The organism is Polynucleobacter sp. UK-Kesae-W10 (genome assembly GCF_018881575.1).
Classification (GTDB): domain Bacteria; phylum Pseudomonadota; class Gammaproteobacteria; order Burkholderiales; family Burkholderiaceae; genus Polynucleobacter.
Map to the genome: position 1 here is coordinate 121,328 of NZ_JACVQB010000006.1, position 23,716 is coordinate 145,043.

Here is a 23,716-nt window from a genome sequence, read left to right on the forward strand (position 1 = left end):
CGGGCCCATAGCTCAGTTGGTTAGAGCAGAGGACTCATAATCCTTTGGTCCCAGGTTCAAGTCCTGGTGGGCCCACCAGTAATGCAAACAACTTAGGAAGAAATTCCTAAGTTGTTTTTCTTTCTGTGCAATAAGGTGTGTAAGCAATCTCCACACATCTTCCGCTGCAACCCCAATAGATATATAGGTCTGCCATTAGAGCAACGAACTAATTGTTGCCCATGATTTGTAAGTGCTCAAGGACTGCTATCGGCTATTAATTGACATTTGAAAGCCGTGGGTTGCAACACTCTGTAGTGTAAAAAGAAGCCATAGACTCGGGTAATGACTTGAGTCCAGCTAATACAACTGCTTTTGAGATGGTTCAAGCTACCAAATTGATCTCTAAACAGCTCGGCCTGTTGGAGTAGTTTCAAGTAAAAATACACAGCCGAAGACTCAACCTTATTGTGTTCGACCTGGCCTCTTCATGACATCAGGAACTACTTTGAATAGATGCGCAGCACAATGTCTTTAACTATAGTCTTGTGAGCCTGGGTGCCGGCAATGGGATTTTCTTCCAAAAAAGGGGTGATTATTGCGGTTAGAGATGTTCGGTTAAGGAACGGCCACTCTTCTTCAGAAATATCGCGTATGGTTCCGGTAGTGTTGCGCTGAATACAGGCTCTAACGTACGGATACAAAACCTTAGAATAGGAGGAGTAGAACTCTGGTTTGCTTGCATTTTGATAGTACAAGGACAGAGTCTCTTTTTTAGCTGCTATTGGCTTTTGATTCCACTCAGCAAATGTTTGGTCAATCATTTTGTCAGCAGCCATATCTAGGGTCACTTCAGGCCCTAGACCTTCTAGCAATGTAATTAATGAATTTAGTCTTCGGCGAACTTTTCGTATTAACAAACTTGCAAAGATACTATCAACAGAAGGGAAGTGGTGATATATCGCTCCAACTGAGACAAAAGCCTTTTTGGCTATCGACTGGACGTCGATCTTTTTCGATGGAGTCTGGACCATTAAATCCTCAACTGCATCAAGTATTTTCTCGACGCGTACCTGGCTGCGATCTTGCTTGGATTCGTTAGTAAGGTAGTAATCAGAATTGCTCATAAATTTTAGATCTGAATGGATTTAAGTAATTCTATCGGCAAATTACAAAACATTCAGAAATTAATACCGAATGAATTCGATATATAGGTTGATAAGCCTTTACTTATATGGGTTTTTAGTAAATTCATTACCGAATAAAAATACGCTAATTTTGACGAAAAGTGTGAGTAATATTCTTACATAGAAACAGTATGACCGGAGCGAGAATTGAAAAAAATTATCGTAGGTTTAGCAGCAATGGGCATTTTTGGGTATGTAAATGCTCAAACAAAGGATGAGATTTACAAAAACCTAGCTCAAAAAATTCAACACAGTCAATCGAACTTGCAAACAAGTTTGGTCCGAGCATCCACGTGGCCTGTTCCAAGTATTGATGGTGGTGAAGCGGCTGCTCTGGCAGCGGTTGATCGAATGGAGCAGTCGCAGAGAGGTAGCCAAATGCAGTTAACTCAAATGTATATGCAGTACTGCCAGTAACAAAAAATGAACATCAAAATAAGTAAAGAACCCGATGCTAATCCTGATGCAGACTCCAATGTCAATGCTGAGGCAAAGATAGATTCTGGTCTTTGGGCCATTCTTTCGATGGCTGCATTGCATGGCATTTCAGCTGATGCCTCCAAAATCACTCATGATTTTGGCGCCAAGCTGACAAATCAGCAAATACTGTTGGCTGCTCGTGATCTCGGTATGACTGCGAAGCTTATTAAGCAGGATGTTAGTCGGATGAATAAAGCCCCCTTGCCGGCTGTTGCCATTAGTAAAGAGGGTGAATATTTCATCGTTGCAAAGCTCATTGAAGAAAAGCTGCTGATTCAGCATCCAGGGCAGGCGCCGTTACTAATCACTTTGGATGAATTATTTTCTTTGTGGACTGGTGAATTCATATTTTTTACGAGCAAGGCGAGCTTTGCTGGCGCAATGGCGCGCTTTGATTTCACTTGGTTTATTCCGGCTATTGTGAAATACCGAAAATTATTGGGTGAAATATTGATCATTTCACTCGCATTACAGCTTGTTGCCCTAATTACTCCAATGTTTTTCCAGGTCGTGATGGATAAGGTTTTGGTCAATCATGCAATGAAAACTCTCAATGTCATTGCTATAGGCTTAATTTGCTCCATGGTATTTGAGGCCGCCCTCAATGGCATTAGAACCTGGGTCTTTGCGCATACCAGCTCTAAGATTGATGTGGAGTTAGGTGCAAGACTATTTCGTCATCTTCTCAATCTTCCCATTTCCTATTTCCAATCTCGTAGGGTAGGCGACTCTGTCGCTCGTATTCGAGAGTTAGAAAACATACGCTCGTTTTTAACTGGCAATGCCATGACTGTGGTTTTGGACATACTCTTTTCGTTCATCTTTCTGGCGGTCATGTTCTGGTATAGCCCTTTGCTAACCTTAGTTGTCCTCATATCAATACCCTTATATGTAGTCATTTCGCTTTTCTGTACCCCAATCATTCGTGATCGTTTAAATGAGAAATTTAATAAAGGCGCAGAAAACCAATCTTTTTTAGTGGAAACCATCAGCGGCATTGATACGGTGAAGTCAATGGCAGTTGAGCCACGATGGGTTCAAAAATGGGATCAGCAATTGGCGGGGTATGTCACTGCAGGTTTATCGGTAACCAATGTGTCAACTGTTGCAAGTGGCACTGTCGGCCTTATTAGCAAGGTCGTTACCGCGCTCATTATGTGGATTGGTGCAGGTCTTGTCATTGATAACAAATTAACCGTGGGTGAGTTAATCGCATTTAATATGCTTGCCACCCAGGTTTCTAGTCCAATCTTGCGATTGGCTCAGCTATGGAATGACTTTCAGCAGGTGGGCATCTCTATGAGCCGCTTGGGAGATATTCTTAATACGCATACGGAGATAGATGGTCAGAAAACTCGCCTTTCTCGCCTACAAGGAGCTATTAGTTTTGAAGGTGTTTCTTTCCGTTATCGGGCGGATGGAGTAGAAGTTCTCAGGAATGTGAATTTATCAGTATCCCCGGGGGAAGTCATTGGCATTGTTGGCCGCTCTGGTTCGGGTAAAAGTACCCTCACAAAATTGGCGCAGCGTTTATATGTCCCTGATCGAGGAAAAGTCTTGGTGGATGGCCAAAATATTGCCATCATAGATACGGCCTCATTGCGTCAGCAGATCGGTGTTGTTCTTCAAGAAAATACTCTGTTTAATCGTTCCGTTAGAGACAATATTGCCTTAAGTAATCCTAGCCTACCTTTTGAGGCTATCGTAGCCGCTGCGACGTTAGCAGGTGCACACGAGTTTATCTGTGAGCTCCCCGAAGGATATGACACCATGATTGGTGAGCATGGCACAGGTTTATCTGGTGGGCAGCGGCAACGTATTGCGATTGCTCGGGCCCTAATCACCAATCCTCGCATCTTGATTTTTGATGAGGCAACCAGTGCGCTTGACTATGAATCAGAAAAAATTATTCAAGACAATATGCGCTCTATTTGTCAGGATCGTACGGTTCTGATAATTGCGCATCGTTTATCAGCCGTACGCGATGCTAATCGCATCATCGTGATGGATAAGGGTCAAATTGTTGAAATAGGTTCACATCAAGAGCTATTAGAAAATCATGCAGGCATCTACCATCATCTTCATCATTTGCAAGATGGAGGCAAATCATGAGCTTGCGCCATCGAACAGAAGCAATCAAAGAGCTACTTGGGCGCTATCGCGAATCCTTTCTTTTTTGGTGGGAGCGTCGAAAACAATTGGATCTTCCGGATCTCAGAGCTCATGAAGCAGAGTTCTTGCCGGCAGCGCTTTCTTTGCAGGCTACACCAGTCTCGCCAGCGGGACGATGGGTGGCGCGTATTCTCATTGGCTTCATTTTTTTGATTCTATTGTGGTCAATATTTGGGAAGGTCGACATTATTGTCAATGGTCAAGGAAAGATCATTGCTGGGGGTTATACAAAAACCATTGCCTCAGTAGAAACGGCAAAAGTAATAGGACTCTTTGTTGAAGAAGGCCAGCATGTTAAGGCTGGAGATCTTCTCATTGAGTTAGATGCAAGAGGCGCTGATAGTGATCGTAATAAGGCAGAGGGAGATCGTCAATTAGCGCTATTACAAATGGAGCGTTCTAAAGCGCTCCTGAGTGCCATTCAAACAAGTACTCCTCCAACATTAGCCCCGATTCAGGGGGTAGATGAGGCGCACTATCAAAGTGCAGTAAGCCACATGAATGATCAATGGGGTGAATATTCTGCTAAACGAGCAAGGATTGCATCTCAAGTGAAGCGATATAGCGCTGCTTTACCTCTGGCTACACGTCGTGCTAATAACTACGCTGAATTGGCTAAGGATCACGATGTCTCTGAGCATGCTTATTTAGAAAAAGAGCAAGCACGTATTGAAATTTTGGGGCAGTTAGATGACGCTAAGACACAATTAGCATCACTGACTTCAGAGACCCGTAAAACACTACAAGACGAACTCTATCAAGCCACTCGTATTTGGTCTGGTGCAGCACAAGATGTCAACAAAGCGGCTGCACATAGTGAGCAGTTACGAATAATGGCCCCTGTTGATGGCACTATCCAGCAGTTAGCAGTTCACACCATTGGTGGCGTAGTGCCAGCAGCGCAAACAATTATGGTCCTAGTGCCGGACAGTCAGAATGTTGAATTAGAAGCCTATATTGAAAACAAAGATATTGGTTTCCTGAGAGATGGCCAAAAGGCACAGGTCAAAATTGACGCATATGAGTACACCAAGTACGGGACTGTTCCCGCAATAGTGAGTCATGTATCGAGAGATGCAATTGATTTTTCAAACAATGGTTCTGGATCGGTTTCCAATAAAGACCCGCAAACTAATAAAGAGGGTCCTAAAGGATTGCTTTATGCCGTTAAGGTCACCATTGATAAGCCAAGCATAGTAGTGGATGGCAAAGATATGCCATTAACCCCAGGCATGACTGCTAATGTTGAAATTAAAACAGGCGAACGTCGCATTATCGAGTATGTCCTCTCTCCTTTAATTACCCATGGTCGGGAGAGCTTGCATGAACGCTAAGCTACTTCATTTGATTTGGCCCTTCGTGTTTAGTGTTGCACAAGCCTCGCAAGATGTCGGCGTTCCTGATCTATGGATTGACCCCTTAGGGGCTGCCCCTCCAGTGTTGGCAAAGGGACCTTTTTTGCCTGATCAATCTCCCATTGTGTGTCCTGCACAGGTAGATCTAAATCAGCCCTTGGCTTTAAGTGAAGTTATCGACTTAGGTTTATGTAATAACCCGCAGATTAAGCAAGCTTGGGCAAATATCAAAATTCAAACCGGTGCTGTGGGTGAATCCCGCGCTGCATATTTACCAACATTAAATGCATCTTTGAGTCCGCAGCAAACTCAAGTTAATTACCCTCAGGCGACATATGCCAACAGTATTACTAATGGACAAAGTACATATGCCAATCTGAATTGGCGCTTATTTGACTTCGGCGGCAGGGGAGCAAATCGCGCATCAGCAAATTTATTACTGCAATCAGCGCTTGCTGCTCATGACGCTAGTATGCAGAAAGCTATGTCTACCATTATTGGTAATTATTTTGACACCTTAACTTCACAGGCTACTGTTAAAAGTAAAGAGTTATCTGTGCAATATGCACAGGCTGCATTGGACGCCACAATCCGGCGCGAGAATCAAGGAGTATCTGCTAAGAGCGATACTCTACAAGCTCAAACAGCCCTTTCAAAAGCGCAACTTGCTAGCAACCGAGCTCAAGGTGAATATCGTAAGACTCTGGCGAGCCTCATTTTTGCCATGGGTTTAAGTGCACAAACCAAAATAACAGTGCAGGAGCCGCAAGAGCAAACTCATAAACAAACCCAAAAAGATTTGGACGAGTGGTTACAGGCTGCGCAAAAAGAACATCCAGCCATTAAGGCGGCAAAGGCTAAATGGGGATCTGCTCAAGAAAAAATTACTACCGCTCGCTCGGAAGGTTTGCCAACTATCGATTTTTCAGGGAATTTTTATAAAAACGGTTACCCCAATCAAGGCTTGCAAGCGGTTAATTCAAATACGACTTCAGTTGGATTTGTTATCAATATCCCATTATTTGAGGGTTTTAGTAGAACTTATAAAATTCGAGGCGCTCAAGCCCAGGCCGAGAAAGCTGGGGCCGAGATGGAAGAGGTCGAACATCAAATTCTGATGGAAATTGTGAAGTCGTATTCAGACACAAGTTCATCCATTGTTAATTTGGATGCTTCTGAAAAGTTATTGCAGTCTGCCAACTCTGCCGTTCAATCCTCGGTCAAGAGATACAGCCTAGGGGCTGCTGATATTTTGGAATTACTCTCAACACAAACTGCCTTGGCAGAAGCTCAGCAGGAAAAAATTCGGTGTATTTCCGAATGGCGCTCATCACGTTTAAGACTATTGGCAAGTGCTGGGCTATTAGGAAAAGGGGGTATGCAATGATGCCTCCCTCCTGAAACTACGCAAACGGATTGTCTTAATCAACATAATTCATTTATAAGGAGTCTCAAATGACTACAACAACTGCAACGTATTCACCAACGGCTGTTTATACCGCTGGTATGACAGTGACGGAAAATGGAATTACTTATCAAGCAAACTATTGGGTGAGCGGTTCAGACCCAGCATTAAATAGTGGTACCTCTAGTTCAGGGCAGCCTTGGACTATCATCGCCGGTGGACCTACTAACCCTGCTTACTCGGCAACAGGGGTGTATACCGCTGGTCAGACGGTCACTCTGAATGGCGTCATTTATAAGGCCAATTATTGGGTTCAGGGTAAGGACCCGTCTAAAAATAATGGCGCGGCAAATACAGGTCAGCCTTGGACGGTTGTTTCCAGTGGATCTACAACTCCACCTGTAGTAACCCCGCCTGTGGTAACACCACCAGTGGTAACGCCGCCAGTAGTAACGCCTCCAGTAACTAGCGCTACAGATCCACTCATCTACTCTGCGACGGCTGTGTATACGGCCGGCCAACTAGTTACCTTTAACGGTAATACCTATAAAGCAAACTGGTGGGTCAGTGGAAGCGATCCCTCCACCCATAACGGAGGTTCAAGTTCTGGCCAACCTTGGACGCTGGTTGGGCCTACCAAAATTACGGCTCCTAATGCACCTATCAATTTAACGATGACAGGTGAGACAAATACCGCCGTTGGTTTATCGTGGGCAAGTGGTGGAGGTTTGCCAACAAGCTATATTGTTTTTCAGAATGGCGTGCAGGTAGCAACTACAAAAGATACAGCCATTGCAATCAATGGATTGAACCCTAGCACGACTTATACATTCTCGGTCGAAGCAGTGAATGCCCAAGGCGTATCCCCAAACACTACAAGTCTGACAACCACCACATTAACCGCTGCTCCAGCTGGACCAGTATTCTCGCCTTATGTTGATATGACATTGAACCCTGGTGAAAACATTGTCCAAATGGCCGCTACAGCGGGATTGAAAGCGTTGACGATGGCTTTTATCCAAAGCAATGGTAAAGGAGGAATTGGGTGGGCTGGTATCGATACTATTGCTAATGACTCGTTTCCAAATGGAGATAGCGTGCTTGCCGATGTGAAAGGCTTGCAAGCGGAATTAGTAAAAGTAACTATCTCATTTGGCGGTGCTGCAGGCATAGATCCGGCTGTAGCAGCTACATCGGCTACTCAACTCCAGGCTGAATATCAATCCGTTATTGATCGCTATGGTGTCAATTCACTCGATTTTGATATTGAAGGAGCGGCTATCGATAATGTCGCTGCTAATAAGTTGCGTGATCAAGCCTTGAAGGCTTTAGAGGCCGCTAATCCTGGCTTACAAGTAACCTATACCATTCCTGTTTTGCCTCAGGGCTTAGTAGACAATGGGCTGAATTTACTGAAGCAAGCCAAGGCTGATGGTGTGCGTATTGATATCGCCAATATCATGACAATGGATTACGGCACAACTGTCGATAATGGCGGCAAAATGGGTCAAGATGCCATTGATGCAATCAAGGCCACTGAAGTGCAGCTGAATAACTTAGGTATGCAATCTACCAAAATCGGAGCTACTGCACTGATCGGGGTGAATGACATTACCAGTGAAGTGTTTACGCTTGCTGATGCACAACAATTGGCTAGTTATGCGGCCACTGATGCAAGGGTAGCTGAACTCTCAATGTGGTCTTTGAACCGAGATAATGGTTCGGGTGCGGGTTCTACAACATCAAATGCAACCAATAGCTCATTGGCACAATCCCAATTTCAGTTTGCATCGATATTAGGCGGTCACAAATAGAATTAAAGCTAGCAAATGAATGGCCCAAAGAGAAATCTTTGGGCCATTTTCTATCTGAACCACTACACAAAACGCTACACACCGATAATCAGGCGCTGTAACCTCTTGAAATCCTAGAGGTTTTCTTTGGATATCTGCTCTCATAATCCTTTGGTCCCAGGTTCAAGTCCTGGTGGGCCCACCAATGAAATCAACGACTTAGGAAGAAATTCCTAAGTCGTTTTTCTATTTGTGTAGTTGGTGTGTAGCAAATATCACCAGTAGACCCCAATAGATATATGGCGCTAGCTCGGAGCAATGAACTACTTGTTGCCCTTGGTTTGTAAGTGCTCAAGGGCTGCTTTCGGCCAATAGGAGACCTTTAAACTATTGGAGGTAACACCCTTCTAAGGCGTAGGTCGCACGTTCGAATCGTGCTGGGCAGGCCAACTATCACCCTAGACTCATCCAAAGCAGCCATTTAGGTATTCACGACAAACCTCACCTGTTGTCCAATTTTGCTAAAACTTGTCCAAAAAGCCACATTCTTCTCCAGAATGTAGCAAGGGTGAGAAAGGCAAGCCCACAGACTTATATATGAATATAAGGGTGCTTGCGACGCTAACTTAAGTTTTGAAATCTAAGGCCTGGTTTAGGTGCATGGGCATCATGCTAGGTCTACGGTTTACTGTTAAATTAAGGTGCATTAGCTTTTGGGCTAATTTCTTAATCCTTTCCTTTCGGTGTACATGAAATCTCTTCACTCCATTCCAAATATTCGTTTAATTCTTTTGATATGTCTTGGTGGACTGGCTTCAACGAGTCAGGTAATGGCAGCAGCCTGTTCAACCTCGGTTTCTCCATACGCTGTTGATTGCGATGGCTCAAACGTAACTTGGACTGCGGGGTCCTTGGTAATAAACTCTGGAGTCACGCTATTGGATACGGGAAATTTTATTATTAATAACTCCTCCAGCACTTTTACCAATAATGGAACTATAGTCAATACTAGAAATGGCGACAATGCCTTTGTGACTACGGGTTCTGTTACATCAGTTACTAACAATGGCAATATCACAGGTTCTTTTTCTGCTTTTCAAAATAATGGCTCTGGAGTGCTGGGAACGTTTACCAACAATGGAACCCTGACGAGTGCAAGTTATGGGTTATATAACGGCGGAACAATAACAAACTTTGTAAATACATCCGTGATTACTGGTGGAAGCTACTCCATCTACAATGATAGAACTATAGACGTATTAACAAATAGTGGAACCCTTTCAGGAGGCGTTCAAAATTCCAGCACGATTAATACCCTGAACAACTCCGGAACAATTACAGGGACAGTAAGAGTTAGTGGCGGGTTTGGGTTCAGCGGTAGTGTTATAGGGACCCTGAATAACACCGGAACAATTACTGGTGGAGTTTTAATGATTAACGGAATGAGCAGTCCTGTTATGGGGACTCTGAATAACTTACAAGGCGCATCAAGCTCAGCCCTGACTTATTCAGGCAAGCTTCCAACGAACTACAATATCATCATCAACAGCCCTAGTAACTTTGGTCGGTTGGCAGTAAGTAGTGCATCAGGTATCACTACCTTTGGAATCTATACTGGTTCGATTGTTGCTAATGGTACCTATGCTGCAGTCTTATCAGGCCTTTCGGCTGGAAACCTAACGGCAACCACAGGGACTTTTGGTACTGGTACTTGGACTTTAAGCAATAGTTCTGGAAGTATTTGGGATTTAATTCTTGCTGGTTATGTTGTAGTTCCAACTGGCCCCTCCACCGCCGACACCCAACAATCCTTAGTCAACACTGCCTCAGCATTACAAAACATCTACACCCTCCAAAACACAGTGTTAGCTAATAGCTTCTCTTATGACTGTAATGAGTTTGGGGTTAATAATATTTGTGTGTCTGCTGGCGGGCGTAATACTGCAGTATCAGCAGCCAATGGTTTAAATAACACCAGTGCATTATTGATTGCCGCATATCGTCCTCATCCAAATTATCGTATTGGAGCTTATGCTGACCAGAACTTATCGGTTAACAATGCAGGTAGCACAGTTAATTTAGGAAATAACACACCACTGATTGGTTTATTTGGTGCTTGGAATGAGCGCTTAGATGGCACTGGTGCCGAGGTAAAAGTCTCTGCTGCCTATGGGCAAAAGAATACGACTGTGACTCGTGGAGTAGTCGGCACTGGTACAGCAGCTTCAGAGGCTGGCTCAGGCTCATCCCAGCTCAATAGTCAAGGCGCACAAGTGATGGCTAAGTATGGTTTTGGAATCATTGAGGATGTCATTGTGTCTCCATATATTGGCATGCGCTATACACAGAACAATATGGGGGGTTATACCGAGGGTGCATCAAGCTCAGTAACAGCCCCGCTAACTTACTCAGCACTCAATACCAATGCGACTACTGCCTTGGCTGGAGTAGGGGCTAGCTATAAAGTTATCCCAGCAGTTACTACCTTTGCCAGTGTTGGTGTAGAAACTGATACTAATACAGCCAATGGTTCTTATTACGGTACTAACAGCAATATTGCTGGTTTAACTCCTGTGAACTTTAACTCTAACCCTGTCAAGACCCGACCAACTGCTACGCTTGGTGCTTATTACAATATTGAGAAGAATCAAAGATTAGGCATCACTGGCATTTATAGGCAAGAGCCATTCCAAGCGGTTCAAACAACTACTGTGATGGCAACTTATACGGTTGGTTTGTAAGCGGTTAGCAAGCAAACTTTATAGAAGACCCGCTTCGGCGGGTTTTTCTTTGCGTGTCCGCTTTGGGTCGTTAGCAGCCCATTTCTATACAAGCGTTACTTAAAGTAACGCTCAGTGACCAAAAAGTACTTTGGAGCAACGAGGTGTTAGATGGTTGTTCCAAATATCCTGTGGTTATGAAAACCAAAGACCGAGAGACCACTTCTTTTAAATCCACAAATTTGCTTACACATTTGCTTACACGTCGACACTGACCACCCGCAGAGCCCCTGTTTATAATGGTCTACCTTGGGTGTCTGCTCTCATAATCCTTTGGTCCCAGGTTCAAGTCCTGGTGGGCCCACCAGTAATGCAAACAGCTTAGGAAGAAATTCCTAAGTTGTTTTTTTATTGAGTATTCATTTTATGAGTGAAACTCAAAAATGAGGGCTGGGATAGATTTGTTGAGAGAGATTTTTACCATTCTTATCAACTTTTACTAAAACCATATCGCCAACGTTCACCACTTTCCCTGCGTAAGCTTGAATATTGACGTGATGGGTTACCAAAATAAGAGGTATTTTGGGATGTTCATTGAGTTGTTTTTGAATCAATTTTTCTAAGGCTTGGGTTTGTTGTTTTTCAAGACTCATATCATCAAAAAAAGAGCCTAGCGCTGGAGAAGTGATTACTGCACCCTTGTTTAAAAGTGTTGCAGTGTCAAGGCAGCGACACCACGGGCTACTGAACACTCTTGCGGAGTTAATGCCTTGACTGCTAAGCCATTGACCAATGATGGCCGCCTGCTTTTTCCCTTGATTGCCCAAATTTCTTTGGGTGGAGCAATTCTCTAATTGGTAACCTGCTGGATCGCCGTATCCTGGGGCATCAGCATGGCGCATTAGCAGAACATGCTGCCCATCCGTCAGGGCGCTAGCTAGATTTGCCATTGCAGGTGAAGCAAGCAATCCTAGTAATGCACCTACTAGCAAAGGGGTGATTAGCTTATGTAATTTCATATTGTTGGCGTTTAATCGATGCTCAGTGTATTCAAAATTCTGAAATGATGCAGGATGACGTTGCGTGCATTGATGTCTCGGCAGACGCGCCCTATTTGTGTCACACTGATTTGGCCATTTGACTAAAAAATAAACGTACGGAGCTACATATGAATATCAGCAAAAAGCAGTTACTCATTGCATTATCTGTGGCAAGCCTCCTGTCTCTCGCGGCATGCCAGTCTATGGAGCAAGGCACTGGGCAAAAAGCGAGTGCGACATTGGATTCAAAATCGGGATCGCAGGCTAAAGGTGAAGTGAATTTTGTTTGGCAAGGCCATGACGTCTTGATCAACGGAAAATTCTCAGGATTAAAGCCAAACTCTGAGCAGGGCTTTCACGTTCATGAGAAGGGGGATTGTTCTGCGCCAGATGCAACAAGTGCAGGTGGTCACTTTAATCCTGAAACAAAGATGCATGGCATGCCTGATAGCGGCATGAATCACGCTGGAGATTTGCCAAATATCAAATCGGATGCAAATGGTAATGCTGTGTACTCAGCGAAGTTGCATGGTTTTTCAGTCAATACAGGCCCAACAGGAATTGTGGGTCGCGCTGTGGTAGTTCATAGAGACCCGGATGACTACAAGTCACAACCTGCTGGTAACTCCGGCCCACGCATTGCGTGTGGCGTTATTAAGTAAATTGGTGGTTGTCGTAATCAATATGGATGGAATGTATCCATACAGTCACCTTGGTAATGTAGGGTGACTGTATGAAGCTAATTCATAGGATTCGTCAGTTTTATGATGACATTGTGAGTGTCATCAGAGCAAATCTACGTTGACTCGCCAAAGACTCTGTAAGTATTTAGAGTCATTGAGTCTACTGAGATCCTAACCCCAAGAGAGCCAGATCCAGCACGCACGGGCAATTTTCGCAGGCCAATATCCATCGCCTTAATTTGATGATATTTGGCGCATGCCTCAATAATTCGGGTCATTACTCTTTCTTGAGTCTCGTAATGACCATCCTCTGCCAGTCTATCAATCTCAATTATTAAGGGATCGTAGTCAAAAACATTCTCCATCGCATCCTCTGAGATCAGTACTAGGGATGCATCAATCCAGAGGGTGAGGTCTAAAAGATGTTGCTTAGGAATAATTGCTCCCGGCCCATAGGTACCAATTTGGGCTTGGAGTTTAAGATCTCGTAATTCGATAGATGCTAAGGACATATACAACCTTTATTCAATTGAGCTATGGAAGGCTAGATTAGGTATTTCAAGTCAATATTTTTCTGAAAGTTAAATTAATGCGCGGGCTTGATACTGCTTTTGTTTTCAGCAGTGCATGTTGCCAAAATTGTTGGGTAGGACTGCGCATGATTAAAGTGCTGCCATTTTCTAAATAGAGGGAGACAATCGTCTTATCGTGTTTGTGCCGAAAGGCAAACTTGCGCTTGGCACCGAGACTTAAAGATGCTATCGGGGCGACTGGATCAAGCTCCTTCTCATCATCGCTATGCCAGCCCATGCCATCGTCGCCATCATGATAAAAATTAAGTAGGCATGAATTGAAGTTCGACTGAACCAATTCTTCTAATTGGTTCTTGAGCGATAGGAGCTCGGAAGTCCATGCTTGAGGAATCTTTTTGACGCCGGAGTAGGTGTAAGAGCAGTTGGGGTCTCCAACCCAGGCAACCAAGCGACGCGTGATGATCTTTTTGCCAAACATGATCAGTTGTTCTGGCTCCCATACAACCGATGTCTCAAGCCGTCTCATGAAGTGAGTGCTTTCATGCTCAGACAATAAATTCGGTACGTACTCTGTGAGTCCATCCTTGGGCAATATATTGAGCCCACATTCAACGTGTTTTGAGTCAAATAATGAGCTTTGCATGATGGAGGGGGTGGATGTGGCAAGCGCCATATCAATAAAAACTCTAGAATAGCCTTAAATTCAATTTCCTGGAGCGGTGCATTCGTGAATCAATATCTCTATACCTCTCTCATCAGTATGCAAGGCTCTAATCATGAAGGCTCCTGATAAACGATGCTGTGGCTCTGGCGTTTGCATTATTAATGATGCAGGTGAGTGCTGGTGTGGCCAAGTATGGAATGGTGAAAAAATGGCAGCGCCTAGCTTAAAGCTCAAGCCAATTCAACCTCCCATCCAAAATGCAGCTCAGGATCAGGAAGAGCCGGGTACTGAATGACTCAAATGGTTGTCTGATCTAAAGATTCAATCAATAAAATTACAGGAGATATTCATGATTCAAAAACTACGTATCAAGCTTGCTCGTTGGATTTTGGGAAAGCACTGTCCTTGCTATCAAATGGGCTATCACAATATGGTTGATTTTCAGCAGCGCAGCGCTGATCAGCTAGCTAAAGCCCAAGAGCGTAATAAGACTCAGTAAACCCCATTCACTTTGGCCATTGACATGACCGTGAAACGTTGGCAAATGCGCAGAAATTGTGCGTTGACACCAAAGCAATTACTGCAGTTCTACATTGTGTTGGTCTGCCTTTCGCTCATCGTGGCCACTGGGTTTTATTTGGCCGGAGTGTGGATGATTCCTATCTTTACCGCCTTGGAGCTCAGTGCGGTAACTATTGGCTTTTTCATCTACTGTAGACATGCGCTTGATAGCGAAACGATTGAGATTGATGGCAAGCGACTCATCGTGAAAAAGTTTATTGGCTACAAAGAAACGCTTTATGAATTCAATACTCAATGGGCAAAGATAGAGCAACCACTTGAGGGCGCTAAAACTTTTCAGATTCGCCAGTCAGACCTTGGCGTCGAGTTAGGCCAGTTTCTTCGCCATGAACAACAGATAGCTTTAATTCGGCAGGTCCGCGCTCATCTGGGGTGAGCGAGCATTACTCAGCCGCCATGCCATGATGATGCAAGAGAAAATCTGAATACAGAGCAAGAAATAGCCCAAGCTCTTCAATATGAAAAAGTAGTTTGCAAAAGGTGAAAGCATGACCGGCATGCCATCTTGCAAGGCGGTCTCCCTTAAGTAATCCATGCGAGGTATCAACAAATAGCTTGTAAAGGCAACCGAAAAAATAAAGCATAGCGATGGCAGGCGCACTCCTTTGAGTTGCTTAGTGCCGCGTTTAATTAACAGATTAGAGAGACTTAAGATTAGAAATGCACACCCCAGAAAATAGTATGAGAGGTGCTGTATTAAGAGGTCAGCAAGCATCCCCGCCGCCTGGGCATCTTCCATAGAGAGATAGGCAGCGATGCACCCAAGAGCTTGAGCGAGGGTAGCACCCGCCATGAGGTGGCTCAATATCTCTAGACAGTGAAGTGAGAGTGGGTAGCGGGTGCTGGGTTCTTCAACCATGGGGTAATAAGGGTTAATTAGTGCGATGCAGCACGAAGTTCGAATCAGTTTCATACTAGCCCCAATCTAATTTTTATGTCAAAAACACCATGGAAGTCACCAAAGCAGTCAAAGTAGCCCTTAATACTTTGGTTGATATCGCCAGTCACTCTAGAAATGGCCAGCTTGTCCCCGTTCCGGAGATTGCCAAAAGATTGCATCTATCGATTAGTCGTATTGAGCTCTTGCTGCGACCGCTACGAGAGTCGGGCATCGTTATTGGCATCAAAGGCCGATCAGGCGGCTATCAATTATTAAAAGACCCCCGCATGATTACGATAAAAGATATCGTTCTGGCGATGAATCTCATTAAAAAAAGAAAAGTAGAAGTGTCTGATATTGCAAAAGACCTGTATCAGTCACTAGAGGTATACATGATGAATTGCATTTCTAACGTTACCTTGGTTTCTACGATTAAAGATTACATTCCAAGCTTTAGTGAGGCACAAACTGCACCCGAGAGAAAGCCTTATTTTTCAGCTCAGTCTGAGTCAAGCTCAAAACAAGAAAAAAGAATGAGGGGGGAGATTCAAAAAGTCCTCAAGACCTCATTTAAGAAAGCGGAGGAGACTCCGCGTGGACCTAACTCTATCTTTAACTTTGCTGACTATCTGAATAAAAACTCACCAGTTAATTAAATCGAAAAAGTAATCTGACGTGAACGGCAAAGAGGTCTCGTATCCTGATTTAGCCTTTGTGGATATAGAAACCACGGGGTCCCATTTTGACCGCGACCGCATTACCGAGATTGGCATCAAAACACTATCTCAGGGCGGTGTTCGCATCTGGGAGCGCTTAATCAACCCCCAAACCTTCATTCCCCAAAATATTCAAAGGCTGACAGGCATCTCTCCGCAGATGGTTGAGCATCAGCCCGCATTTGATGAGATTGCAAGAGAGTTGAAAGAGGAGTTAGAGGGAAAAATATTCGTAGCTCACAATGCCCGATTTGATTATGGCTTTATTAAAGCGGCCTTTAAGAGAATCGGTATCGACTTTAAGCCGAAAGTCCTATGTACGGTCAAGCTCTCAAGGCTACTCTTTCCGGATCAGACACGCCACAATCTAGATACCATCATTCAGACTCATGGTCTTGAGGTCAGTGCTCGCCATCGCGCACTAGGTGATGCGGATTTATTGCTGCAGTTTTGGCGAGTATGCGAATCCAAGTTTGGAAAAGAAAAAATCAATGAGGCGATCAATCAATTGGTGGGCAATCCTAGTCTGCCGCCAAATATTGACAAGGCATTAATTGACGCTATTCCCGATGCGCCCGGCTGCTATATCTTTTATGGGGAAAATCAAACCCCGCTCTATATCGGCAAGAGCATTTCCTTGCGCAGTAGGGTGATAGGACACTTTCAAGGTGCTTTAACGCAACGCAAGGAAATGAAACTCTCTTTACAAGTTCGAGACATTGATTGGATTGAAACTAGTGGAGAGCTTGGCGCCCTCATTCTGGAATCGAGATTAATTAAAGAGCGTATGCCCAGTATGAACATTAAGTTACGTCGCTCAAAAGATCTCTGTGGCTGGAGTCTGGTTGAAGATAGCTCTGGCGTTTTGATGCCCACATTGGTAACGCAGCATCAATTAGCCCCTGGTTTGCAGGAGAACTTATATGGCTTGTTTTATAGCAAGCGTGAGGCGCACTCTTATTTGAAGGCGATCGCTAAAAAATATCATTTATGCGAGGCATTACTGGGGCTGGAGAAGAGAGTTGAGGGTAAATCTTGCTTTGGTTACCAAGTAAAGCAGTGCGGAGGCGCTTGTTTAAACCTGACTCCAATCACTTTACATAATTTACAGCTAAAGACGGCATTAGAGCTCTTTAAGGTGCAGGTTTGGCCTTATGCTGGACCAATTGCCATTAAAGAAGGTGGTGAGATGATCGTGCTGGATAAATGGTGTTATCTCGGTACTGCCATTAATCAAGATGAGCTTTATGAGTTAGCAGCATCGGGTGAGGTCGAGTTTGATCTGGATATTTATAAGATAGTAAAAAAGGCTTTATCGGGGTCTTATAAAAAGCAAGTAATGCCCATTCACGCTCAATAGAGATTCAAAGTAAATTCATGACAACTGCGATCTACTGGTTTAGGAATGATCTTCGCCTAGAAGATAACCCGGCATTGATGGCGGCCTGCGAGAGCGCAGAATTATTATTGCCCATCTATATTCATGATAAGCGTTTGGAGCGCAATACCGAGTGGGACTTCCCAAGAGTGGGCGTCCACCGCCGAGCATTTTTACAAGAATCTACTAATGACTTGAGATTGCAGCTGAGACTGCTTGGATCCGATTTAATGGAGTTATCGGGTAACTTCACAGAAGTATTTGAAAAGCTGAAAGTCGAGCTAGGCATAAGCCAAATTTACTGCGAACACATTGAGGCTCCTGAAGAATTAGAGCAAATCAGTGCCTTGCGTAATCTGGGGTTTGAAGTGAGCTCTCTATGGCAGTCAAGCATGCTGGATATAGAGGCATTGCCATTTGAGCCAAAGCAGATGCCTGATATCTTTACGCAATTTCGTCAGCAAATCGAAAAGAAAGGCCTTCGGTTCACAGATCCCATGGGTAGGATCAAGGCCCTCCCGCCTTTGCCAACTGGGGATTTAGATAGATTAGATTCAATGAGTCATTCTTCCGCTACGAAGACGCTGTTTTCTGGCGGAGCGAGTGGTGCACATGCTCACATTGGGCAGTACTTTGAGCGTCATCTTGTAGATACCTATAAGCAAACTCGTAATCAATTGATAGGTATGGATTACTCCAGTAAATTTTCTCCTTGGCTTGCCCTAGGAGCCTGCTCGGCAAGATCGATTGCTCAAAAACTGGCTGAGTATGAAACTCGCTATGGGGCTAATGATGGTACCTATTGGCTTTGGTTCGAGCTGCTATGGCGTGATTACTTTCGATTCTTACACTTTAAATATGGCTCAAGGCTATATGGCTCAAAAGGCTTGAGTGATACCAAGAGTCACCCATTTGATGATATGAAATTTAAGCAATGGGCCAGTGGAAATACTGGCAATCCTTTTATTGATGCTGGTATGCGTGAATTAAAGAAAACGGGATTTCTCTCAAACCGTATGCGTCAAATTGTCGCCAGTTACTGGATTTACGATATGAAGGGTGATTGGCGCTCTGGTGCCGCCTGGTTTGAATCCCACCTCATTGACTACGATGTGTATAGCAATCAAGGAAATTGGTTATACATTGCTGGTAAGGGTACTGATCCTCGAGGTGGCAGACCGTTTAATACTGCTAGGCAAGTCAAGGATCATGATGCGGACGGAAGCTATCAAAGCAAGTGGTTGCAAGATGCTGTGTAGTGCGCGGGTAAGTGATTGTGATTACTGCGACAATCATGTCTAGAAAAATCTCGGTACCCGGTCATTAACTCAGGCCCTCAAAATAGAATTTTAAAATATGAATATCAATGCAGATTACAGTCAGCGAGTAGTGATTCAGCATCATGACTTGCCTTGGATCCCAAGTCCAGAAGTCGGAGTTGAAAGGCGCATGCTCGATCGCATTGGTGATGAGGTAGCAAAGGCAACCTCAATCGTGCGTTATCAACCAGGCTCAAAATTTCAAACGCATACCCATCAATTTGGCGAAGAAATTTTGGTCTTAGATGGTATTTTCAGTGACGAGACTGGTGACTATCCTGCCGGTTCTTACATCATGAATCCCCCAGGATCCTCCCACGCTCCATTTAGCGATGTGGGCTGTACGCTGTTTGTAAAGCTCAGACACCTTGGACCCGATCAAGTGGAGCGCGAGATTGTCGATACCAACGCATCACCTTGGTATCAGGGGATGGTGCCGGGTCTGAATGTGATGCCTTTAATGCGGCAGGGCAGTGGATCTACCTTGGTTCGCTGGGCCCCACAAACGTATTTCAATCCCCACAAGCATTACGGTGGCGAAGAAATTTTTGTAGTAGATGGTGTATTTGAGGATGAGCATGGACGCTACCCAGCTGGCTCATGGATCAGAAGTCCTCACATGAGCTTGCATCAACCTTTTAGCAAAGAAGGTTGCACCATCTTTGTAAAAACCGGGCACTTACTTTAATTGCTTTGTAGCCTTAGGTCATTCTATAAGCATCCCAATTTTCATTTATAGTACTTAGCTCACGTGTTACGAATTTGCTTATTTCTATATCTATAAAGGTATACCTATGCCAAAGTTTGCCGCCAACTTAACGATGATGTTCAACGAGTATGAATTTCCTGCTCGCTTTGCTGCCGCTGCGAAAGCAGGATTTGAGGCCGTAGAGTTTCTTTTCCCTTATGACTACAGTCCTGCCGATGTCAGCAATTGGATTACTGAAAATAAACTCAAAAATATTCTCTTTAATCTTCCGCCGGGGGATTGGGCTGCCGGTGAGCGTGGGATTGCAGCTCTGCCTGGTCGTGAAGCGGAGTTTCGTGCTGGTGTAGCTAAGGCAATTGAATATGCCTTAGCGCTAGGAACACCTCAGTTGCATATGATGGCCGGTTTAGTACCTCCTGGCGCTGATCTTGCGCAATGTCGTAAAACTTACCTAGCCAATATGAAGTTTGCCGCTCAAGAACTAGCAAAGCACAAGCTCAGTTTATTGCTTGAGCCCATCAATACCCGAGATATGCCAGGTTACTTCTTAAATACTCAAGCGCAAGCGCATGAGTTGCGCGCTGAATGTGGCGCACCCAATGTTAAAGTGCAGATGGATTTCTATCACGCTCAAATTATGGAGGGTGACTTGACCACGACCTTTAAAAAGTATTTCAACGATATTGGTCACACACAGATTGCTAGTGTGCCCGCCAGAAATGAGCCTGATGATGGTGAAGTCAATTACGCATACCTATTTAAGTTACTCGATGACATGGGTTACGAGGGTTGGGTTGGTTGCGAATATCGCCCCAAAGGAAAAACAGAGGATGGCTTGGGGTGGTTCAAGCAATATAAGTAATGCTAAAGCAACCTATACGGTTGTTTTAAAGATATGATTGCTTGAAGTTGATTAGAAAAACCTGCTGCGGCAGGTTTTTTTGTGATGAAGCTATACATTCATGCATCAGGAGTAAGCATCTTGCACCAAGTTGATGAATTTTCCTAAAGAGAGTAGGGTTCTTCCTTAGACAATCAGTCTGGTAATTATAAAAACCAATTAGGAGGCAACAATGAGTTCAGCATCAATGAGTGGGCCGGTCTCTTCAGCGAGCCCTTTAAAGTCTAAGTGGGTGCAGTTAGCTTTAGGCGTCATCTGTATGATGGCAATTTCAAGTCCCCAATATGTATGGGCTTTGTTTACTAAACCCATTATGGGTCAGTTGGGCGTTACCTTAACTGAGTTGCAGGTCACTTTTTCCATACTGATTGTTTTACAAACGTTCTTTTCCCCGTTCCAGGGCTACTTAGTTGATAAGTTTGGTCCACGTTTATTACTCTCGATTGGTACGATTCTCACTGGTCTAAGCTGGGTACTTTCAGCTAACCTCACTACCGTTTCGCATCTGTACATTACCTATGGAGTTTTAGGTGGCCTAGGTACCGGCATTGTTTACATCGGTGTGGTTGGTTTGATGGTGCGCTGGTTCCCAAGCAATCGTGGTTTTGCAGTAGGTATGGTTGCTGCGGGTTATGGTATCGGCGCCTTGTTAACTACCTTCCCAATCTCCACCAGTCTTGCTGAGTCAGGCATTCAAAGCACCTTAACCTTCTTTGGCTACATTATTGGAGCAGTCGGTTTACTGGCTGCACAAGGTATTCGCGTACCACATGCCGATCGCGTGCAAACAGCTGGTCAAATTGAGGCGGCTGCTAGCGGCGTTGCTCCAAAAACCATGCTCAAGACGCCAGTGTTCTGGTTAATGTTTTTGATGATGTCCATGATGTCCACCTCTGGATTGATGGTCATTTCACAAATGGGTGCATTTGCTAAGGACTTTGGTATTACTACCATGACAGTATTTGGTATGGCTGCACTTCCTTTGGCCTTAACGATTGACCGCGTTACCAATGGTTTAACTCGCCCATTTTTTGGCTGGGTATCGGATAAGCTCGGTCGCGAGTACACCATGACGATTGCGTTTGGTCTTGAGGCGATTGCAATGTTCATTTGGGTATCTACTCGCAATGATCCACTCATGTTTGTCTTGATGTCGGGCGTGGTGTTCTTTGGTTGGGGTGAAATTTTCTCCTTATTCCCATCGACTCTGACCGATACATTTGGCCAAAAGCATGCCACGACCAACTATGGTTTCCTATACATGGCACAAGGCGTTGGTTCTATCATCGGCGGCCCTATTGCAGCCTATATTCATGGTGTTGCAGATAGCTGGATTCCAGTGTTTGGCATCATGATTGCCTTGGATGCTACGGCAGCTTTGTTGGCATTCTTTGTATTACGCCCTATGCGTGCAAAGTATATGAAATCGCGGGTTGCCTAAACGAAAGCGCATCTTGACTTAAGCGTTTCTGAATAAACAATGGGCTAGCAATTTGCTAGCCCATTGTATTTTTGCTTACTGTGTTTTAAAACGAGCTGACTGCACCATCACTGCGCGGATCCCAGCCGCCCTGAAGAGTGCCAGATGGGTCGCGAATAATACAGCCGGCGTGGCCCACAGTTTCATCAAAGTCATCGAGCATTTCGATTTCATGGCCAAGAGTATGCAAGGCCTTGACTACTCGAGGATCAAAGCGTGACTCTAGTTTTAGACTATCGCTAGTTTGACCCCAGGTTCGGCCTAACAGCCAACGTGGACGACTGATGGCATCTTGTGGATTCAATCCATAGGTAGCGGTACGCGTGAACACGGCGCATTGTGTTTGGGGTTGTCCGTCTCCACCCATCGTGCCGTATACCATCGAGCGTCCATCTTTAAATACTGCTAGAGCAGGGTTTAAGGTGTGGAATGGCTTGCGATATGGCTCTAAGTGATTGAGTGTTTTTGGATCGAGTGAGAAGCTGCAACCCCGATTTTGCCAATTGACACCAGTAGTGGGGAGCACAATGCCTGCGCCAAACTCGTGATAGATACTCTGAATAAACGATACGCAATTGCCATCACCATCAATCACGCCCATCCATATCGTATCGGCTGGGCCTTTGCCTTGACCCCAAGGGAGTGCTTTATTGGGATCAATATTCTGAGCTAGTTTCTTTAAAAAGGCAGGGGCCAAGAATGTCTGAGCATTGCGCTCCATGTAGGCCGGATCAGTGACATATTGATCGCGAATCTTAAAAGCTTGCTTGGTCGCTTCAACGCAGTGATGCACATATTCTGCACTATCGACTTTGAATCGCTTCAGATTGAGTTGATCCAAAATGCCGATGATCATGAGGGAGACAACGCCTTGCGTAGGTGGCGTCATGTTGTACACATTTCCTGTGCTGTGCTTGAGCTCAAGAGGATTAATGAGTTTTGCATGATGGCGATGTAAATCATCCAACCTCAGTGGACTACCAAGTTCAGTTAATTCAGCTGCTAGAGAGTCTGCTAAGTCGCCGCGGTAATAGTCATCCGTACCTTTTTTGGCAATCTGGCGTAAAACACTTGCCAGGCGCTCTTGCTTAAAGATGCTGCCAACGGTAGGTGCCTTGCCCTTGACTAAGAAAGTTTCAGCAAAGCCGGGAATGGGTTTGAGTTCTTCTAATTTCTTGGCAGTTAAGCTGGACTGGCTCAAGGTAACGGGTATTCCTGCTTCTGCGTAGTGAATCGCATCAGCCAAGAGGCGCGATAGCGGTAACTTGCCACCTAATCCTTGTTTAGAAAGCTGGTGTGCTGCGCCCCATCCAGAAATAGTTCCGGCTACAGTATTAGCAGCTACTGCACCACGAAACGGAATAGCTTTAGTAATACCGCGTTCGGCATACCATTGCTTAGTAGCTAAACCAGCGGCTGCACCGCAGGCATCAATACCGCCCATGGCTTTACCTGGGGCATGAATCACCCAAAAGGAATCGCCACCAATGGAGTTCATATGCGGATAGACAATCGCGATCGTGGCAGCTGCTGCGATCATGGCTTCTAAAGCATTGCCGCCTTCTCGCAAAACGGCTAATGCTGATTCTGACGCTAGAGAATGTGGCGCAACGGCCATTCCTCGGGTTCCCCACTTTGGTTGCATTGATTGGCCTCTATTTGTTGTAGTTTGAATAATTGGTGTTTTTGCTGAAATAACATTGTAGGGTTTAAGAGAGCCTGATGCACGGCCCTGATGCC

General features: G+C 44.7%; 22 protein-coding genes and 1 tRNA gene. 17 read left to right on the plus strand and 6 right to left on the minus strand.

Features of this window, described 5'->3' with window-relative positions; all coding sequences use genetic code 11:
* Position 1: 1 nt before the first annotated feature.
* Positions 2-78, plus strand: a tRNA-Ile gene (locus ICN24_RS09590).
* A 404-nt stretch (positions 79-482) separates the two neighbouring features.
* Here ICN24_RS09590 and ICN24_RS09595 read toward each other — a convergent pair.
* Entirely contained in the window at positions 483-1,106 is a 624-nt protein-coding gene (locus ICN24_RS09595; RefSeq protein WP_216223409.1) for a TetR/AcrR family transcriptional regulator, read from the minus strand.
* A 207-nt stretch (positions 1,107-1,313) separates the two neighbouring features.
* Between ICN24_RS09595 and ICN24_RS09600 the strand changes: the two genes are divergently transcribed.
* The 6 genes from ICN24_RS09600 (at position 1,314) to ICN24_RS09625 (ending at position 11,112) form a co-directional block, all read left to right on the plus strand.
* Complete coding sequence (locus tag ICN24_RS09600; RefSeq protein ID WP_216223412.1) at positions 1,314-1,583, plus strand: hypothetical protein; 270 nt, start codon at positions 1,314-1,316, stop codon at positions 1,581-1,583.
* 6 nt (positions 1,584-1,589) lie between these two features.
* Positions 1,590-3,758: a type I secretion system permease/ATPase gene (locus tag ICN24_RS09605; RefSeq protein ID WP_216223414.1), complete on the plus strand. Its 2,169-nt coding sequence runs from the start codon at positions 1,590-1,592 to the stop codon at positions 3,756-3,758.
* Entirely contained in the window at positions 3,755-5,152 is a 1,398-nt protein-coding gene (locus tag ICN24_RS09610; RefSeq protein ID WP_216223416.1) for an HlyD family type I secretion periplasmic adaptor subunit, read from the plus strand. The genes ICN24_RS09605 and ICN24_RS09610 overlap by 4 nt, the downstream gene beginning before the upstream one ends.
* Positions 5,142-6,560, plus strand: coding sequence for a TolC family protein (locus tag ICN24_RS09615; RefSeq protein ID WP_216223418.1), 1,419 nt, complete (start codon positions 5,142-5,144; stop codon positions 6,558-6,560). The genes ICN24_RS09610 and ICN24_RS09615 overlap by 11 nt, the downstream gene beginning before the upstream one ends.
* A gap of 68 nt (positions 6,561-6,628) precedes the next feature.
* Positions 6,629-8,392 carry a carbohydrate-binding protein gene (locus ICN24_RS09620; RefSeq protein WP_216223420.1) on the plus strand — a complete coding sequence of 588 codons (1,764 nt, stop codon included), beginning with the start codon at positions 6,629-6,631 and terminating at the stop codon, positions 8,390-8,392.
* A 728-nt stretch (positions 8,393-9,120) separates the two neighbouring features.
* Positions 9,121-11,112, plus strand: coding sequence for an autotransporter outer membrane beta-barrel domain-containing protein (locus ICN24_RS09625; protein WP_216223421.1), 1,992 nt, complete (start codon positions 9,121-9,123; stop codon positions 11,110-11,112).
* 416 nt (positions 11,113-11,528) lie between these two features.
* Here the strand turns inward: ICN24_RS09625 and ICN24_RS09630 are convergent, their stop codons facing one another.
* Positions 11,529-12,110: a histidine phosphatase family protein gene (locus ICN24_RS09630; RefSeq protein ID WP_216223423.1), complete on the minus strand. Its 582-nt coding sequence runs from the start codon at positions 12,108-12,110 to the stop codon at positions 11,529-11,531.
* Between the two features lie 149 nt (positions 12,111-12,259).
* Here ICN24_RS09630 and ICN24_RS09635 point away from each other — a divergent pair, with 149 nt between their 5' ends.
* Positions 12,260-12,793, plus strand: a complete 534-nt coding sequence (locus tag ICN24_RS09635) for a superoxide dismutase family protein (RefSeq protein WP_216223424.1) — start codon at positions 12,260-12,262, stop codon at positions 12,791-12,793.
* A 134-nt stretch (positions 12,794-12,927) separates the two neighbouring features.
* Here ICN24_RS09635 and ICN24_RS09640 read toward each other — a convergent pair whose 3' ends face one another.
* A complete protein-coding gene (locus tag ICN24_RS09640; RefSeq protein ID WP_216223425.1) occupies positions 12,928-13,326 on the minus strand; it encodes a dihydroneopterin aldolase in 399 nt (132 codons plus the stop codon).
* A gap of 46 nt (positions 13,327-13,372) precedes the next feature.
* Complete coding sequence (locus ICN24_RS09645; protein ID WP_255532643.1) at positions 13,373-14,020, minus strand: alpha-ketoglutarate-dependent dioxygenase AlkB; 648 nt, start codon at positions 14,018-14,020, stop codon at positions 13,373-13,375.
* Between the two features lie 103 nt (positions 14,021-14,123).
* Here ICN24_RS09645 and ICN24_RS09650 point away from each other — a divergent pair, with 103 nt between their 5' ends.
* Genes ICN24_RS09650 through ICN24_RS09660 form a run of 3 tightly spaced genes read left to right on the plus strand, consistent with a single transcriptional unit; the run spans position 14,124 to position 14,969 of the window.
* Positions 14,124-14,306, plus strand: coding sequence for a hypothetical protein (locus tag ICN24_RS09650; RefSeq protein WP_216223426.1), 183 nt, complete (start codon positions 14,124-14,126; stop codon positions 14,304-14,306).
* 54 nt (positions 14,307-14,360) lie between these two features.
* Positions 14,361-14,510 (plus strand): hypothetical protein, encoded by a 150-nt coding sequence (locus tag ICN24_RS09655; protein ID WP_216223428.1) that lies wholly within the window; start codon positions 14,361-14,363, stop codon positions 14,508-14,510.
* Positions 14,511-14,534: 24 nt separating this feature from the next.
* Positions 14,535-14,969: a DUF2244 domain-containing protein gene (locus ICN24_RS09660; protein ID WP_216859943.1), complete on the plus strand. Its 435-nt coding sequence runs from the start codon at positions 14,535-14,537 to the stop codon at positions 14,967-14,969.
* On the opposite strand, the gene ICN24_RS09665 is transcribed toward ICN24_RS09660, so the two are convergent.
* Complete coding sequence (locus ICN24_RS09665; protein WP_216223433.1) at positions 14,937-15,506, minus strand: hypothetical protein; 570 nt, start codon at positions 15,504-15,506, stop codon at positions 14,937-14,939. The two genes, ICN24_RS09660 and ICN24_RS09665, sit on opposite strands and share 33 nt — an antisense overlap.
* A 35-nt stretch (positions 15,507-15,541) precedes the next feature.
* On the opposite strand from ICN24_RS09665, the gene ICN24_RS09670 reads away from it, so the two are divergent.
* The 6 genes from ICN24_RS09670 (at position 15,542) to oxlT (ending at position 21,937) form a co-directional block, all read left to right on the plus strand.
* Positions 15,542-16,129 (plus strand): Rrf2 family transcriptional regulator, encoded by a 588-nt coding sequence (locus ICN24_RS09670; protein ID WP_216223435.1) that lies wholly within the window; start codon positions 15,542-15,544, stop codon positions 16,127-16,129.
* A 19-nt stretch (positions 16,130-16,148) separates the two neighbouring features.
* Positions 16,149-17,549 (plus strand): exonuclease domain-containing protein, encoded by a 1,401-nt coding sequence (locus ICN24_RS09675; RefSeq protein WP_216223437.1) that lies wholly within the window; start codon positions 16,149-16,151, stop codon positions 17,547-17,549.
* Between the two features lie 17 nt (positions 17,550-17,566).
* A complete protein-coding gene (locus ICN24_RS09680) occupies positions 17,567-18,826 on the plus strand; it encodes a DASH family cryptochrome (protein WP_216223443.1) in 1,260 nt (419 codons plus the stop codon).
* A gap of 97 nt (positions 18,827-18,923) precedes the next feature.
* Positions 18,924-19,574 carry a cupin domain-containing protein gene (locus ICN24_RS09685; protein WP_216223445.1) on the plus strand — a complete coding sequence of 217 codons (651 nt, stop codon included), beginning with the start codon at positions 18,924-18,926 and terminating at the stop codon, positions 19,572-19,574.
* A gap of 106 nt (positions 19,575-19,680) precedes the next feature.
* Positions 19,681-20,457 (plus strand): 2-oxo-tetronate isomerase, encoded by a 777-nt coding sequence (otnI, locus tag ICN24_RS09690; RefSeq protein ID WP_216223446.1) that lies wholly within the window; start codon positions 19,681-19,683, stop codon positions 20,455-20,457.
* Between the two features lie 211 nt (positions 20,458-20,668).
* Positions 20,669-21,937, plus strand: coding sequence for an oxalate/formate MFS antiporter (oxlT, locus tag ICN24_RS09695; protein ID WP_216223449.1), 1,269 nt, complete (start codon positions 20,669-20,671; stop codon positions 21,935-21,937).
* Between the two features lie 85 nt (positions 21,938-22,022).
* Here oxlT and ICN24_RS09700 read toward each other — a convergent pair whose 3' ends face one another.
* The gene (locus ICN24_RS09700; protein ID WP_216223451.1) at positions 22,023-23,621 is read right to left on the minus strand and encodes a gamma-glutamyltransferase family protein; all 1,599 of its coding nucleotides are present in this window, start codon (positions 23,619-23,621) and stop codon (positions 22,023-22,025) included.
* Positions 23,622-23,716: the final 95 nt, after the last annotated feature.